This window comes from uncultured Streptococcus sp. (genome assembly GCF_963528215.1).
Classification (GTDB): domain Bacteria; phylum Bacillota; class Bacilli; order Lactobacillales; family Streptococcaceae; genus Streptococcus.
Map to the genome: position 1 here is coordinate 48,395 of NZ_CAURVL010000002.1, position 14,646 is coordinate 63,040.

Here is a 14,646-nt window from a genome sequence, read left to right on the forward strand (position 1 = left end):
TAATTTCTAATTCATTTGTGGCCTTATTCCAGGGCACTTGCACCCGCCACGATTTCAGTAATTTCCTGCGTAATAGCAGCCTGCCGAGCGCGGTTATACTGAATAGTCAAATCACTGATGACTTTTTTAGCATTGTCTGTCGCTGTCTGCATAGCAGTCATACCAGCAGCATTCTCAGCTGTTTTGGCATCAATAATGGCACCGTAAATCATACTCTCCGCAAACTGGGGCAGCAGTTGGTCCAAGATAGAATCCCGACTGGACTCCAGTTCCAGATTCAGCGTATAATCTTCATCAGCTTCATTAGGGTCCAAGTCAATGATTGGCAGCATCTGCTCCACCCGCATCTGACTGGTCAGACTGTTGACATGGTGGTTATAGCAGACATAGAGCTCATCGAAGAGCTCATTCTGATACATCTCAATGGTCTTGCTAATGATTTTACGGACCTCATCAAAGCTAGGCTGGTCGGCTAGACCACGCAGTTCATAAACCGGCTGAATGCCCCGAGCTCGGAAGAAATCAGCACCGACACTTCCGATACAGATGACTTCAAAGTCCTCTCCTGTCGGATGGTACTCAGCTTTCAGCTCCATCAAAGCCTTGAGAATAGTCGCATTATAGCCACCTACCAGACCGCGGTCAGAAGTAATGACGATATAGGCTGATTTCTTGACTGGCCGACTGATTAACATTGAGTGATGACGGGCATTTTCTGCCTCGTGGCCATGCAGCATATCCGTAACCAACTTACGCACTTTCTGGGCATAGACCTGAAAGTTCTTAGCTGCTTCCTCAGACTTTCCCAACTTAGCAGCAGAAACCATCTGCATGGCATTGGTGATTTGACTGGTGTTTTTCGTGGATGCAATTTTATTTTTAATATCATTTAATGAAACTGCCATCTGACACCTCGATTCTTATTTGAAGCTAGACTGGTCTATAAACTCAGTAATGGCAGCATCCAGAACTTCCTCACTTGGAAGGTCTTTCGTTGTCCGAATGGTTTCATAAATGCTTTCTTGATGTGCATCAAAATAAGCGAATAATTCTGACTCAAAGCGCAGAATATCGTCTACTGGCACACTGTCTAAGAAACCATGGGTCAAAGCATAGAGAATCACTACCTGCTTTTCAACCGGCAGCGGCTCGTGAATCGGCTGCTTCAAGACTTCTACAGTCCTGCGGCCACGATTGAGCTTGGCCTGCGTTGCCGCATCCAAATCACTACCAAACTTAGTAAAGGCCTCAAGCTCCCGATAAGAAGCCAGGTCGATACGCAAGGTTCCAGCTACTTTCTTCATAGCCTTGATTTGGGCAGAGCCCCCAACCCGGGATACAGAAGAACCTGCATCGATAGCCGGACGTACCCCAGCATTGAACAAGCTGTCGCTGAGGAAAATTTGTCCGTCAGTGATTGAAATCACGTTGGTCGCGATATAGGCCGAAATGTCTCCTGCCTGCGTTTCAATAAATGGCAGAGCTGTAATCGAACCACCGCCCAACTCATCAGAAACCTTGGCTGAACGCTCCAAGAGACGGCTATGCAGATAGAAAACATCTCCAGGAAAGGCCTCACGGCCTGGCGGACGACGGAGCAGGAGAGACAGTTCACGGTAAGCCACAGCCTGCTTGGACAAGTCATCATAGACAATCAAAACATGCTTGCCATTGTACATAAACTCTTCTGCCATCGCTACACCAGCATAAGGCGCCAAGAAAAGCAAAGGCGACGGCTGTGAAGCAGAGGCTGTCACGACAATCGTATAGTCCAAAGCACCATACTGACGGAGCGTTTCTACCTGTGTACGGACGGTAGATTCTTTCTGACCAATTGCCACATAGATACAAATCATATCCTGACCTTTCTGGTTCAGGATGGCATCAATGGCAATGGTTGTCTTCCCAGTCTGACGGTCCCCAATAATCAGCTCCCGTTGCCCACGGCCAATCGGAACCAAGGCATCAATAGCCTTGAGCCCTGTCTGCAAAGGCTCAGATACTGACTTACGCTGCATGACACCCGGAGCCGGTGTTTCAACCGGGCGTGTCTTATCTGTGACAATGTCACCAAGTCCATCAACAGGTCGACCCAGCGGATCAACAACCCGCCCAATCAAGGCCTCGCCCACAGGAACTTCCATGATTTTGCCAGTCCGGCGAATGGTATCTCCCTCACGAATGTCTGTAAAGTCTCCCAAGATGATAATCCCAACATCGGTTGACTCTAAATTTTGCGCCATACCATAAGAGCCATTTTCAAAGATTAAGAGCTCTCCGCTCATAGCCTTATCCAGTCCATGAGCACGCGCGATTCCATCACCAATATAAGTGACGACCCCTGTTTCTGTGACGTCAAAATTTGGCTGGAAATTTTCAATTTGTTGCTTAATTAAAGCGCTGATTTCTTGTGCGTTAATCGCCAAAATTCACACCACTTTCTATTTCAATTTTTCTTTAACGACTTGCAATTGACGTTTTATACTTGCATCAATTGTTTTGTTATTGGCAGAGATGACAAAGCCGCCAATCAAGCTGCTGTCCAATTCTTCCTTGAGCGAGCGAACCTTTAGTCCCATTTTCTGCTCAATAATCGGCCGAATCTTCTCCTTCTGACTGGCTGTCAAAGGCTGAACAGAGCGCAGCGTCACCTCAAACTCATTGCTGATCTTTTCAAGCTGGTGCTGACTCTCCAGTACAATCTCATAAAAGAGGTCCTCACGATGATTGAGAATGACAATTTCAATCAGATTATCAAGCAGCTGGGAGCCTGAGTTTTGAAAGAGCCGCAGACTCTTTTCTTTCTCATGGTCACTGATGCCGATATGTGACAAAAAGTCAGCAAGGACGGTCTCCGCGAAAACAGCCTTAATCTGACTCAGTTTTTCAAAAACATCTTCTTGCTGACCTTTTTCAAAGACCGTCTGAACAAAAGGCAAAGCATATTTCTCAATGATTGCATATTGCTTCTTATCCATCAGGCATCTCCTAACTGTTTGATATAGCGGTCAATGAGCTCGCTCTGAGATTCCTTATCCAGCTCCTGACTCAAAATCTTACTAGCCAGAGTCACTGTCAAGTCAGCCACTTCTCCTTTGATGCTGCTCATAGCCTCTGCCTTGTTTTGGGCAATTTCCTGATTGGCTTTAGCCTTCAAGCGCCCTGCTTCTTCTGCTGCATTAGCTAGGATTCCAGCCTTATTCTTCTCAGCTGTCTCCTTAGCAGTCTCAACGATAGAAACTGCTTCGACCCGACTACCTGCCAGAGCTTCCTCGCGCTTTTGCGCCAAGTCTTCTGCCTTCTTACGAGCAGCTTCTGCACCATCAATATCGTCTGAAATCTTTTGAGCACGCTGATCTAAAATCCCGATAATATTGCCCCAGGCAAACTTCTTAATGAGAAATACTAAAAGAAGAAAGGAGCCGGCAATCAAGATAAAGTTGCCAATAATTTCACCTACGGTTATGTTCATCTTATCTATCCTTTCTTTTTATTCTACCTCACCATTAATCTTTTTACCAAGATACATAGATGTTAGCATGGTAAAAACATAGGCTTGGATACAGGAAATGAAGATGGAAAAACCAGTCCAAACCATGTTCATAATAAAGGCAATTGGATACCAATACGCTGCTTGATGTGCCCAAGTCAAGAGCAAACCAGCCAATACTTCACCTGCAAAAATATTCCCATAAATCCGCAAGGCTAGCGAAGCAAAATTGGTAAATTCTTCCAAGATATTCATGGGTGTCATGATACCTGGAGTCACAAAACCTTTTAGATATCCTTTTATCCCTTGACGTCGGACTCCTTCCACATGACAGAAAATCGTCACTAAAAGAGAGAAGCCTAGGTCAAAAGCGAGATTGGCTGTCGGCGATGTCCAGAGATTGAAACCATTGGTTGTCTGAACCTTAGCCATCAATCCCAAGTTATTCGCCACAGCCACGAAAAGAAAGAGGGAGAATAGAAAAAGCGAGTAATTCTTCATATAATGCTCGCCAACGTTTCCCTTGGTAAAATCAATGACAAAATCATAGATATATTCCAAAGCATTCTGCTTTCTTGACGGCTTAATCGTCATCTTTCGACTTGCCCAATAAACAAGTCCAAAAGTTACAAACACCGTCAGCAGAGTCATGGCCAGCAGGGTCAAATCAAAGGTCACAGGACCGACATTGATAGTTGGATTCATACTTTCTTCCAACAGATGACACCCCCTTTTCTAAAGAGAATCCTTTCTTATTTGATAACAAAGGACATAGCCAGCGTTACAAAGAAAGTACCTTCAACAAAGGCTACTCCCAAGATTAGGAGGCTTCTCAATTGACCGATAATTTCTGGTTGACGAGCTGCTGCCTTAAATAGATTACTCATAATCATACCTTCAGCAATTGATACGCCCAAGCAGGCCAAACAAAGTCCTAAATATGTTAAATTCATGATGACTTCTCCTTTATATTTTAAAATTTACTTCCTTAGTTTACTCCTAAAATATCGAATAGTCAATCTTTTACACAATTGTAAGCGTTTTTTGTTTTTTTCTTTTGTTATATAAAATTTTTTACCAAAATCAATTAAATAATTATCAACATACAAACTATTCTGCTATGTAAATAGGAAGAAACTAGCTAGAATTTTACTTATTTCCTATATTTTTAAAAGAAAAAAGAGCAAAGCGATTATTTGCTCTTGATTTTTCTACGATTATGGATGGCTGACAATCAGCTGCAAATCTCCAGACAAAATCCATTCTGTGACATCGCTTGGCAGGATGAAATGCTCCCCTTTTTCGAGCGAATAGACAGCACCATCAACTTCTAGCTCACCGATACCTTCCAAGATACTGACCAAGCTGTAGTCTGCTGTCTTTTTAAAATTGACTGAACCGGCAATATCCCACTTGTAAACAGCAAAGAAGTCATTGGCCACCAAAAGAGTAGAAGTCAAACTATCTGCCTGAATGGTAACAGGACGGCTATTGGCTGGCTTACCGATAGTCAAAACATCAATAGACTGCTCCAAATGCAGCTCGCGAAGATTGCCAGCATCGTCCTTACGATCAAAGTCATAGACACGATAGGTTGTATCACTGGACTGCTGAGTTTCTAAAATCAAAATCCCCGAACCAATGGCATGCATGGTGCCACTTGGTACATAGAAAAAGTCACCAGCCTTGACCGGAATTTTTGTCAAGAGATGGTCCCAATCCTTGCTCTCAATCTGCTGGCGCAGCTCTTCCTTGCTCTTGGCATTGTGACCATAGATAATCTCTGCTCCTTCATCTGCAGCAATGACATACCAGCATTCAGTCTTACCAAATTCCCCTTCGTGCTCCAGTCCATAGGCATCATCGGGATGGACCTGAACACTAAGCCAGTCATTGGCATCTAAAATCTTGGTCAAAAGCGGAAAGACAGGTTCCGAACGATTGCCAAAAAGTTCACGGTGCTCGGCATAGAGCGCATCTAACTTCTGGCCGGCAAATCGTCCGTTCTTGACGGTTGACACACCATTGGGATGAGCCGAGATAGCCCAGTACTCCCCTACATGGTCACTGGGAATTTCATAGCCAAAGACATCGCACAGCTTGGTGCCGCCCCAAATCTTCTCCTGCATCACAGACTGTAGAAATAATGGTTCTGACATAGTATTCTCCTTAAATATTTTTCACATCCAGCAAGGAATAGCCCTTGGTGTCGAAACGGTTGTTGCCGCTTCTATTATAATATAGCTGGAGGTCCTTTGTCTACTCTCTGCCGAAAACAGGTCCTTTATAATAAAAAGAGTAAAGCTCCCCAAAAAATGCCGCAAAGATAGCCGACCAGCACATCCTTTGGATAGTGCACTCCGCCAATCACGCGCACTGCGGCCAGCCCTGCTGAAAGCAAGAGGCAGAGGAGCCCAGGCAACCAGAAAAAGTAGAGTAGGCACATGGAAATCACTGTCGCCGAAAAGACATGGCGGCTGGGCATGGACTTGCCTGATGTATCCTTGGCCAACAAGGGTTGAATAGGCAATTTCTCGTAAGGACGTGCTTGATTCAGCCGTTTACGAATAGCTGACAACAGACCAAATCCAATAGCTGGCAGGAAGAAAAAAGTAATCAACCCTTTCCAGCCTTCCGTCAGAAAGGCGCTGATTAGAACGAAACCATAAACAATAGGTATGAACAGGGTCATTCCCCGATTGAAGTAAACCAGCCCTTTCAGCCACTGAGGGCGACTGCGAAAGGGAGCCGTTAATTGTTGATAAAAAATGGTGTAGTCTTTCATGCTTGCTTACCCTGCTTTTCTAAAAGTTGGACTCTCATACTTTCTCTACTATAGCATATTTCTCGACAAGATGGTAGATGGATAGCAAAAGAGACTGAGACCCAGGCCCCAATCTCTTAGTATTCATGTTTTCTGAAGAGTATTATTTCTCCAAGTTCCAGATTTCCTTGGCATATTGCTCAATGGTATCATCTGAGGTAAACTTGTCGGATGTAGCGATATTAATCAAGCTCATGCGGGCCCATTTTTCTTTGTCACGATAGAGAGCATCAATCTTCTCTTGCGCTTCCACATAAGAATGGAAGTCTTCCAAGAGAAAGTATTCGTCATTGTGGGTGATGAGGGCTTCGTAGATTTCAGATCCTTCTTCACGGACATTTGGAATAGTGCCGTTGACAAAGGTATCGACTACCCGGCGAATATCTGGATTGCTCTCATAGACACCGCGTGAGTAGTAATCATGGCGGGCATAGTGCTCGTAAACTTGGTCCTTGTCCATCCCGAAGATGACAATGTTATCGTCACCGACCTCGTCCTTGATTTCGATATTGGCTCCGTCCAGAGTAGCCAAGGTAATGGCGCCTGTCATCATGAACTTCATGTTGGAAGTACCAGATGCTTCCTTGGAAGCTAGAGAAATCTGCTCAGATACATCCGCAGCCGGAATGATGAGCTCAGCCAGGCTGACTCGGTAGTTTTCCAAGAAGACAACCTTAAGTTTTCCTTGCAGGCTTTCATCCTTGTTGACCAGATTGGCTACTTCATTAATCAGCTTGATGACCGACTTGGCAAAGTGGTAGCCCGGAGCAGCCTTGGCACCGAAGATAAAGACGCGCGGAACCATATCCTTGTCTGGATTGTCCTTGAGATCCCAGTAGAGTTTGATGATATGAAGCAGGTTAAGCAGCTGACGCTTATAAGCGTGGAGGCGTTTCACCTGTACATCAAAGATAGCTTCTGTAGAGACTTCCACTCCTGTTGATTCCTTGATGAAGTCAGCCAGACGAGCCTTGGCTTCTTGCTTAACCCGATAGAAATCGCCCAGCACTTGCTTGTCATCCTTGAATTCCAAAAGCTTACGCAGCTCATGGATATCTCTTCTCCACTCCTTACCAATCAGCTTATCAATCTCAGCTGACAGAGGCTGGTCCGCAATTTGCAGCCAGCGACGCTGGATAATCCCGTTGGTCTTGTTATTAAACTTCTCTGGGTAAATGCTATAGAAATCACGCAAGGTGTCTTCTTTGAGCAGTTCGGTGTGAAGTTTAGCAACCCCATTGATTGAGTGGCCACCGATGATAGCCAAGTGAGCCATGTGGATTTGATTATCCTTGACAATTCGAGTATTTTCGATGACCTGCGGATCAAGGCCACGCCCAGCCATTTCAGCTACATAACGGTTGTCGATTTCTAGGATAATCTGATAAACCCGCGGCAGGACATTCTTAAAGAGCTCTGCATCCCATTTTTCCAAGGCTTCAGACAGAATGGTATGGTTGGTGTAGCTCATAGTTTTAACCGTAGCATTCCAAGCATCTGCCCATTCCAAATCGTATTCATCCATCAAGAGACGCATAAACTCAGCCGGTGCAACCGCTGGGTGGGTATCGTTGATGTGGACAGAGACCTTTTCATGGATATCCTTGAGCGGACGACCTTGCTTGAGGTAGGATTTGATAATGGTCTGCAGACCTGCACTGGTCATGAAGTATTCCTGGATCAAGCGCAGTTCTTTACCTTCATAACTAGAATCGTCTGGGTAGAGAATAGCAGTGATGTCTTGCACTCGGCGACGGGCTTCAATGGTCGGATAGTCCAGTTCATGCTCTTCTGGAATTTCAACATCCCAAAGACGGAGATTGTTGACAATGTCATTACCAAAGCCAATCTGCGGCACATCGTAAGGAACGGCCCGCAGGATTTTGGAATTCTCATAAAGTGGCACAATCCGGCCCTTTTCATTGGCATGGAGGGAAACATTTCCGAAGATTTTAACATCAACAATATCATGGTCCTTGCGAGTTTCCCAGACATTTCCCAGACTGCCAAACCAATCATCTGGAATTTCTACCTGATAGCCATCTACGATGCGTTGCTTAAAGAGTCCATAGCGATAGCGAATCCCATTTCCAAATCCTGGATAGCCGGTGGTTGCCAGCGAGTCCATAAAGGCTGCCGCCAAGCGGCCCAGACCGCCATTCCCCAAGGCCATGTCATACTCAGCATTCTTAACATCCTCAAAGTCAACGCCCAAATCAGCAAAGCCTTCCTTGACTGTATCGAGGATACCTAAGTTGAGCAGATTGGTTTCCAGCATGCGTCCTGGAAGAAACTCGATAGAAAAGTAATAAGCTGTCTTTTGCTGCTGCTCAATCAACTGATTGCGACGCTCCAGCCACAGGGGCGTGATATATTTACGGACAGTGCTGGCCAGAGCCTGAAACAGCTCCAATGAAGTCGCATCAGCAACCTTAATCAGCGTCCGTTCGTGCAGCATGTCCTTAAAATCTCTAATAAAACGTTCTTTTGTCAGTTCCATGGTGGGTGGTTATCTCCCTTTCTTAAAAGTGGGAAACAGTTTTTAAACGCAGGAATACTTTTTTTCAATCAAGATGGGAAACGCTCGCTTCAGCCACAAGCTAAAAACAGAGCTCCAAAACAGTATGATAATATATAAAAATGTAATTCTCACGGAAATCCTCCCTTGTCCCATGGACAAGAGAGGATTTGTTTACACTGATTCCGAAGTAAATGTTATAGAAGTGATTGATATAAATCACTGTAAGCCTGGCTAGCTGTATCCCAAGAGAAGTCTCTCTCCATCGCCTGCTCTTGCAGAGATTTCCAAGCTTCCTTGTCATCGACATAAAGCCTCAGTGCTTCCTTGAAGGTCCAAGTCAGCCAGTAGCCAGAAAAGTTATTGAAGCTAAAGCCAGTTCCCTGTCCTGTATAGGCATTGTAAGGCTCTACGGTATCACGCAGACCGCCCACTTCATGCACCAAAGGCAAGGTTCCATAGCGCATAGCCATCATTTGTGACAGGCCACAAGGCTCGAAGCGGCTTGGCATGAGGAAAATATCGCTGGCAGCATAGATCTCCTGAGCCAAGGTCACATCAAAGAGAATATTAGCTGAAAGCTTATCAGGATAGGCATGACCAAACCAAGCAAAAGCCTGCTCAAAAGCTGGATCGCCTGTTCCCAAGAGGATAATCTGCACATCTTCCTGAAGGAGATTGTGCAACTCTTCCACTACCAGATCAAAGCCTTTCTGACGTGTCAGGCGGGAAACAATCCCAACAACCGGCACATCATCACGCACAGGCAGACCAACTCGCTCTTGCAAAGCTCGCTTATTTTCTAGTTTACCAGATAAGTCTGATTTGTCAAAGTGGTGGGCTAATAGCGGATCCGTTTCTGGATTATAGATATCCGTATCAATACCATTGACAATTCCGACCAATTTACCGGACTCCATCCGCAGGATTTGATCCAAATTGCAACCAAATTCTGGTGTCCGGATTTCACCTGCATAGCTTGGTGATACAGTTGTCACTCGATCCGCATAGAGAATACCAGCCTTCATCCAGTTGAGACAGTCATTCCAACGCAGGGTTCCGTCTGCATAGCGCTCATAGCCCACTCCAAACAGTTCCCAAAGCATACTGTCAGGAAATTGACCTTGGAACTCCAGATTATGGATAGTTAAGACAGTCTTGATATTCTGATAGGCTTGAATCCAATGGTATTTTTCCTTAACCAAGAAAGGAATCATAGCTGTATGATAATCGTGAACATGCAGAACATCTGGAATAAAATCAATCCGCTCCATTAATTCTACGGCTGCTAACTGGAAGTAAGCAAAACGCTCACCATCATCAAAATCCCCGTAAACATGGCCGCGGAAGAAATAATGCTGATTGTCAATAAAATAGAAGGACACACCGTTCAAGACCAGTCGCTTGACCCCAACATACTGACGGCGCCAGCCAACACTGACTTCAAAGTAGAAAAGGTCTTCCACTTGGTCGCCAAATTTAGCATGGGTCATGTCATAGTAAGGCAGAATAACACCAACTTCATGGCCAGCCTTGACCAGTGATTTGGGGAGAGCGCCGATAACGTCTCCCAAACCACCTGTCTTAGAAAATGGGGCTCCTTCTGCTGCTGCAAATAAAATCTTCATCGAATAATGTCCTCTGTAACTTTTTGGCCCTTCTTGACTACGATTGGGTCTTCTGCTGTTCCTCGAATCACCACTCCTTCGGCAATTTCAACACCCTTATCCACAATCGCGTACTCAACAGTTGCATTTTCTCCAACTTTGACTCGAGGGAAGAGAACACTGGATTTAACACTGCTTCCAGTCTTAATCTTGGTATTCCGCGAAATCACAGAATTGATAACTTCACCTTCCACAATGCTTCCTGACGCAAACTGGGAGCGAGATACTTTTGAAGACTCAGCATAGTAAGTTGGCTCTTCATTCTTAACCTTGGTGTAAATCTTTTGATTCGGACTGAAGAGAGAGTAGAATTTTTTACTTTCAAGCATATCAATATTGGATCTGTAGTAGGTCTCTACAGAATAGATATTCGCCAGATAGCCTGTATATTCGTAGGCAAATGCCCTTTCCTGAGTTGCTAAATCACGCAGGACATAGCGCAGTTTTTGCGGATGCTCTTTCTTAGCTTCTTCTTCCAGCTTTTCAATCAGCCATGGAGTATCTACCACGAAGATGTCTGTAGACATATTGAAGAGCTCAGTATTTTCTCGACCATCAAAGAGTTTATGACCTCTGACATGGTCCGTTTCGTCAATATCTAGGACAGCATTCACATCCGAAATATTTTCCTTGTGCAATTTCTTATAGACAACTGTAATCGGCTGCTCTGTTGTATTGTGCAAGTGGAAAACTTGATTGAGGTCAATATTAACCAAGATATCGCAGTTGAGAGCGACCGTTTGGTTGGAACCAGAGCGTTTGAGGTAGATCAAAAGCTGCTTATAGTATTCCTCACCGACTGTAGAGCTTTCTACACGGGTATTGTAAATTCCCAGGTAATAATGGCTGAGCAAGGTAGAAAGACCCCACTCACGACCAGAACGAATATGGTCAAAAACAGAGCTGATATTGTCCTGCTGGAAGATACCAAAGACACTGCGGATACCAGCATTGGCAAGACTTGAAAGCGGGAAGTCAATCAAGCGGTATTTCCCACCGAATGGCAAACTGGCTACTGGACGATGATTTGTCAGAGTTGACATATCATGGAAGCCGACTGTGTTTCCTAAAATTGCTGAGTATTTATCAATCTTCATCTTTTGGTACCCCCACTTTCTCGTTGTATCCGACAACATATACTTCCTCTGTACCATCAATCTCTACACCATCAGAGATGATCGCACCTTCGCCGATAATGGCTCGCTTAATCTTAGCGTCTTTGCCAATAACAGCTCCACTCATGATGACAGAGTCTTCAATGACTGCTCCCTTTTTGACCTGAGCGCCAGTAGAAAGAATAGAGTGTTTTACTGTACCGTCAACGAAACAGCCATCAACGACCAGCGAATCTTCTACATGGGAATTTTCACTGATGAAGTTTGGCGGAGAAATCAAGTTGCGAGAATAAATTTTCCAGCGACGATTGCGGCTATCCAGAGCATTTTCTGGGCTGATGTATTCCATGTTGGCTTCCCAGAGAGACTCTACTGTACCAACGTCTTTCCAATAGCCTTCAAAATCATAAGCATAAACGCTTTCGCCAGATTCAAGGTAGTTAGGGATAACATTCTTACCAAAGTCAGACATATCCACATTGCTCTTCTCAGCAGCTACCAGCATATTGCGCAGACGCTGCCAGTCAAAGATATAAATCCCCATAGAAGCCTTGGTTGACTTAGGATGTTCTGGTTTTTCTTCAAATTCAACAATCCGATTATTAGCATCTGTATTCATGATACCAAAACGGCTGGCTTCTTTGAGAGGCACATCCAGAACGGCTACTGTCAAGCTGGCATTGTTGTCCTTGTGAGATTGAAGCATGTCATCATAGTCCATCTTGTAGATATGGTCCCCAGACAAAATCAGGACATATTCAGGATTGATACTGTCGATATAGTCGATATTTTGATAAATCGCATGGCTGGTACCTTCAAACCAACGATTTCCTTCGCTCGCAGAATAAGGCTGAAGAATGGACACGCCTGAGTTAATACCATCGAGACCCCAGCTAGAACCATTTCCGATATGACTGTTCAGAGCTAGTGGTTGGTATTGAGTAATGACACCGACATTGTGAATACCGGAGTTGGCACAGTTAGACAAGGCGAAGTCAATAATACGATAGCGACCGCCAAACTGTACCGCAGGTTTTGCGATACTCTGTGTGAGCTTTCCAAGACGAGTTCCTTGCCCGCCGGCAAGAATCAAAGCTAGCATTTCATTCTTCATAGACTATTACTCCTTTGTGGAATCTTTTTTAACATTTTTGCGAGCAATCCGACGCTTGATCTTCCAGATGCTGGCTCCAAGAGCTGGCAGTGTAAAGGTCAAGGTCTGTGGATAATCTTTCCAAAGTCCTTCTTGAGACTGAACTGTTTCGTTATGTTCCTTCCAAACACCTCCCCATTCTTCTAATTCAGTGTTCCATACCTCTTCATAAATGGCTTCCACTGGAACACCGATGGTAAAGTTCTTCCGCTCCACCGGTGCCATATTGAATACACAAACTAACATGTCTCCTTTTTCTGTCTTACGGATAAAGGAGAGGACACTTTGATCGGTATTATCCGCATCAATGATTTCGATGCCATCGTAGCTCAGATCAATCTCCCAAAGCGGACGATTGTCTTTATAGAAGGCATTGAGTGCAGCAGTGAAGCCCTGCATCTTCTTGTTCATCTGATCATCCAGATTCGACCATTCTAGCTGCTCTTCTGACTTCCATTCTAGGAACTGACCAAATTCTGAACCCATAAAGAGCAATTTCTTGCCCGGATGACAGATCTGATAGGTCAGCAAGTTGCGGAGCCCTGCAAATTGATTGTAACGGTCACCCCACATCTTGTGCATGAGACTCTTCTTGCCGTGAACCACTTCATCATGCGAGAATGGCAGGAGGAAGTTTTCAGAGAAAGCGTACATAAAGCTGAATGTCACTAGATTAAAATCGTACTTACGATAAATCGGATCTTCTTCGTAGAAACGAAGGATATCATTCATCCAGCCCATATTCCACTTGTAGTCAAATCCAAGACCACCCAGCTCTCTCATACCAGTAATCTTGGTCTCTGAGGAACTTTCCTCTGCAATCATCATGACATCAGGATGAGCTAATTTGATAACCGTATTGAGGCGTTGCAGGAAGTAATAACCTTCATAGTTGCGATTGCCGCCATCTTTATTTGGCTGCCAAGGACCGCTGTCATAGTCCAGATAGAGCATATTGCTGACAGCATCAACCCGAATTCCGTCCAGATGATAAAAATCAATCCAAAATTTTATACTGGAAATCAAGAAAGACTGAACCTGATTCTTACCCAAATCAAAGTTGAGAGCACCCCAGCCATAGTTATGGGCGCGATCGTGGTCCTGATACTCGAAAGTCGGTGTCCCATCATAGTAGGCCAAAGCATCATCATTAATAGTGAAGTGACCTGGTACCCAGTCCACAATGACCCCGATATTGTTCAAGTGGCATTCTTCTACGAAGTCCTGAAACTCCTCAGGCGTGCCATAGGTGTGCTCAAAGGCAAAGTAGCCCATGAGTTGATAGCCCCAGCTAAGTCCCAGCGGATGAGCCATAAGCGGCATGAATTCCACATGTGTGTAGTTCATCTCCACCAGATAAGGAATCAAGTCTTCTTTTAACTGGGCAAAGCTATAAGGGCTGCCGTCTTCATTGCGTTTCCAAGATCCAGCATGCACTTCATAGATATTGACTGGCCGAGAGAAGAAGCCCCAGCGCTTCCGGCGTGCCAGCCAAAGACCGTCCTTCCACTTCTTCTCAGGAATAGTGCGAATGACTGCTCCCGTGCCCGGACGCTCTTCCAGATAGATAGCCAGCGGATCAATTTTCAAAATTTCCTGACCACTGCTGCGCTTGATATTGTACTTGTAAATATCTCCTTCCTTAGGCAGCTCCGTGAAGACTTCCCAAACGCCCGCTTCATTTCGGACCATAGGAATCTGCTCTTCATACCAATTGGTGAAATCTCCAATCAAATGGACACTCTGAGCATTAGGCGCCCAAACACGGAAAGAGTAGCCAGACTTGCCGTCTACTTCATCCTGATGCGCCCCTAGATAATGCTGCAAATGAAAGTTTTCACCTGTTGTAAAGGTTCTTAATGCTTCGTTCTTATCCATG

At 44.8% G+C, this 14,646-nt stretch carries 13 protein-coding genes; all 13 read right to left on the reverse strand.

The window, feature by feature from the left end; genetic code table 11:
• Positions 1-23: 23 nt before the first annotated feature.
• The gene (locus tag RWS24_RS01135) at positions 24-905 is read right to left on the reverse strand and encodes a F0F1 ATP synthase subunit gamma (RefSeq protein WP_002895995.1); all 882 of its coding nucleotides are present in this window, start codon (positions 903-905) and stop codon (positions 24-26) included.
• A gap of 15 nt (positions 906-920) precedes the next feature.
• Entirely contained in the window at positions 921-2,426 is a 1,506-nt protein-coding gene (atpA, locus tag RWS24_RS01140) for a F0F1 ATP synthase subunit alpha (protein WP_002895997.1), read from the reverse strand.
• Positions 2,427-2,441: 15 nt separating this feature from the next.
• The gene (locus RWS24_RS01145; protein ID WP_314364715.1) at positions 2,442-2,978 is read right to left on the reverse strand and encodes a F0F1 ATP synthase subunit delta; all 537 of its coding nucleotides are present in this window, start codon (positions 2,976-2,978) and stop codon (positions 2,442-2,444) included.
• Positions 2,978-3,472 carry a F0F1 ATP synthase subunit B gene (atpF, locus tag RWS24_RS01150; RefSeq protein WP_314364718.1) on the reverse strand — a complete coding sequence of 165 codons (495 nt, stop codon included), beginning with the start codon at positions 3,470-3,472 and terminating at the stop codon, positions 2,978-2,980. Before atpF ends, RWS24_RS01145 begins: the two co-directional genes overlap by 1 nt.
• An 18-nt stretch (positions 3,473-3,490) precedes the next feature.
• The gene (gene atpB / locus RWS24_RS01155) at positions 3,491-4,207 is read right to left on the reverse strand and encodes a F0F1 ATP synthase subunit A (protein WP_314364719.1); all 717 of its coding nucleotides are present in this window, start codon (positions 4,205-4,207) and stop codon (positions 3,491-3,493) included.
• A 35-nt stretch (positions 4,208-4,242) separates the two neighbouring features.
• On the reverse strand, positions 4,243-4,443 hold the full coding sequence (locus RWS24_RS01160; RefSeq protein WP_002896005.1) for a F0F1 ATP synthase subunit C: 201 nt from the start codon (positions 4,441-4,443) through the stop codon (positions 4,243-4,245).
• Between the two features lie 264 nt (positions 4,444-4,707).
• Positions 4,708-5,649, reverse strand: coding sequence for a mannose-6-phosphate isomerase, class I (gene manA / locus RWS24_RS01165; protein ID WP_314364720.1), 942 nt, complete (start codon positions 5,647-5,649; stop codon positions 4,708-4,710).
• A 125-nt stretch (positions 5,650-5,774) separates the two neighbouring features.
• Entirely contained in the window at positions 5,775-6,275 is a 501-nt protein-coding gene (locus RWS24_RS01170; RefSeq protein WP_314364722.1) for a phosphatase PAP2 family protein, read from the reverse strand.
• A gap of 142 nt (positions 6,276-6,417) precedes the next feature.
• On the reverse strand, positions 6,418-8,814 hold the full coding sequence (locus tag RWS24_RS01175; RefSeq protein ID WP_314364724.1) for a glycogen/starch/alpha-glucan phosphorylase: 2,397 nt from the start codon (positions 8,812-8,814) through the stop codon (positions 6,418-6,420).
• A gap of 215 nt (positions 8,815-9,029) precedes the next feature.
• Positions 9,030-10,460 (reverse strand): glycogen synthase GlgA, encoded by a 1,431-nt coding sequence (gene glgA / locus RWS24_RS01180; RefSeq protein WP_002929895.1) that lies wholly within the window; start codon positions 10,458-10,460, stop codon positions 9,030-9,032.
• The gene (glgD, locus tag RWS24_RS01185) at positions 10,457-11,596 is read right to left on the reverse strand and encodes a glucose-1-phosphate adenylyltransferase subunit GlgD (RefSeq protein WP_314364725.1); all 1,140 of its coding nucleotides are present in this window, start codon (positions 11,594-11,596) and stop codon (positions 10,457-10,459) included. The genes glgA and glgD overlap by 4 nt, the downstream gene beginning before the upstream one ends.
• Positions 11,586-12,728: a glucose-1-phosphate adenylyltransferase gene (locus tag RWS24_RS01190; protein WP_002912070.1), complete on the reverse strand. Its 1,143-nt coding sequence runs from the start codon at positions 12,726-12,728 to the stop codon at positions 11,586-11,588. Before RWS24_RS01190 ends, glgD begins: the two co-directional genes overlap by 11 nt.
• A gap of 6 nt (positions 12,729-12,734) precedes the next feature.
• Positions 12,735-14,645 (reverse strand): 1,4-alpha-glucan branching protein GlgB, encoded by a 1,911-nt coding sequence (gene glgB / locus RWS24_RS01195; RefSeq protein ID WP_002902694.1) that lies wholly within the window; start codon positions 14,643-14,645, stop codon positions 12,735-12,737.
• Position 14,646: the final 1 nt, after the last annotated feature.

What these genes read in the sequence shown, in the direction of transcription:
- RWS24_RS01135 (WP_002895995.1), bottom strand. Translation starts at nt 905, where the DNA reads ATGGCAGTTTCATTAAATGATATTAAAAATAAAATTGCATCCACGAAA.
- RWS24_RS01145 (WP_314364715.1), bottom strand. Translation starts at nt 2,978, where the DNA reads ATGGATAAGAAGCAATATGCAATCATTGAGAAATATGCTTTGCCTTTT.
- atpF (WP_314364718.1), bottom strand. Translation starts at nt 3,472, where the DNA reads ATGAACATAACCGTAGGTGAAATTATTGGCAACTTTATCTTGATTGCC.
- RWS24_RS01160 (WP_002896005.1), bottom strand. Translation starts at nt 4,443, where the DNA reads ATGAATTTAACATATTTAGGACTTTGTTTGGCCTGCTTGGGCGTATCA.
- manA (WP_314364720.1), bottom strand. Translation starts at nt 5,649, where the DNA reads ATGTCAGAACCATTATTTCTACAGTCTGTGATGCAGGAGAAGATTTGG.
- RWS24_RS01170 (WP_314364722.1), bottom strand. Translation starts at nt 6,275, where the DNA reads ATGAAAGACTACACCATTTTTTATCAACAATTAACGGCTCCCTTTCGC.
- RWS24_RS01175 (WP_314364724.1), bottom strand. Translation starts at nt 8,814, where the DNA reads ATGGAACTGACAAAAGAACGTTTTATTAGAGATTTTAAGGACATGCTG.
- glgA (WP_002929895.1), bottom strand. Translation starts at nt 10,460, where the DNA reads ATGAAGATTTTATTTGCAGCAGCAGAAGGAGCCCCATTTTCTAAGACA.
- glgD (WP_314364725.1), bottom strand. Translation starts at nt 11,596, where the DNA reads ATGAAGATTGATAAATACTCAGCAATTTTAGGAAACACAGTCGGCTTC.
- RWS24_RS01190 (WP_002912070.1), bottom strand. Translation starts at nt 12,728, where the DNA reads ATGAAGAATGAAATGCTAGCTTTGATTCTTGCCGGCGGGCAAGGAACT.
- glgB (WP_002902694.1), bottom strand. Translation starts at nt 14,645, where the DNA reads ATGGATAAGAACGAAGCATTAAGAACCTTTACAACAGGTGAAAACTTT.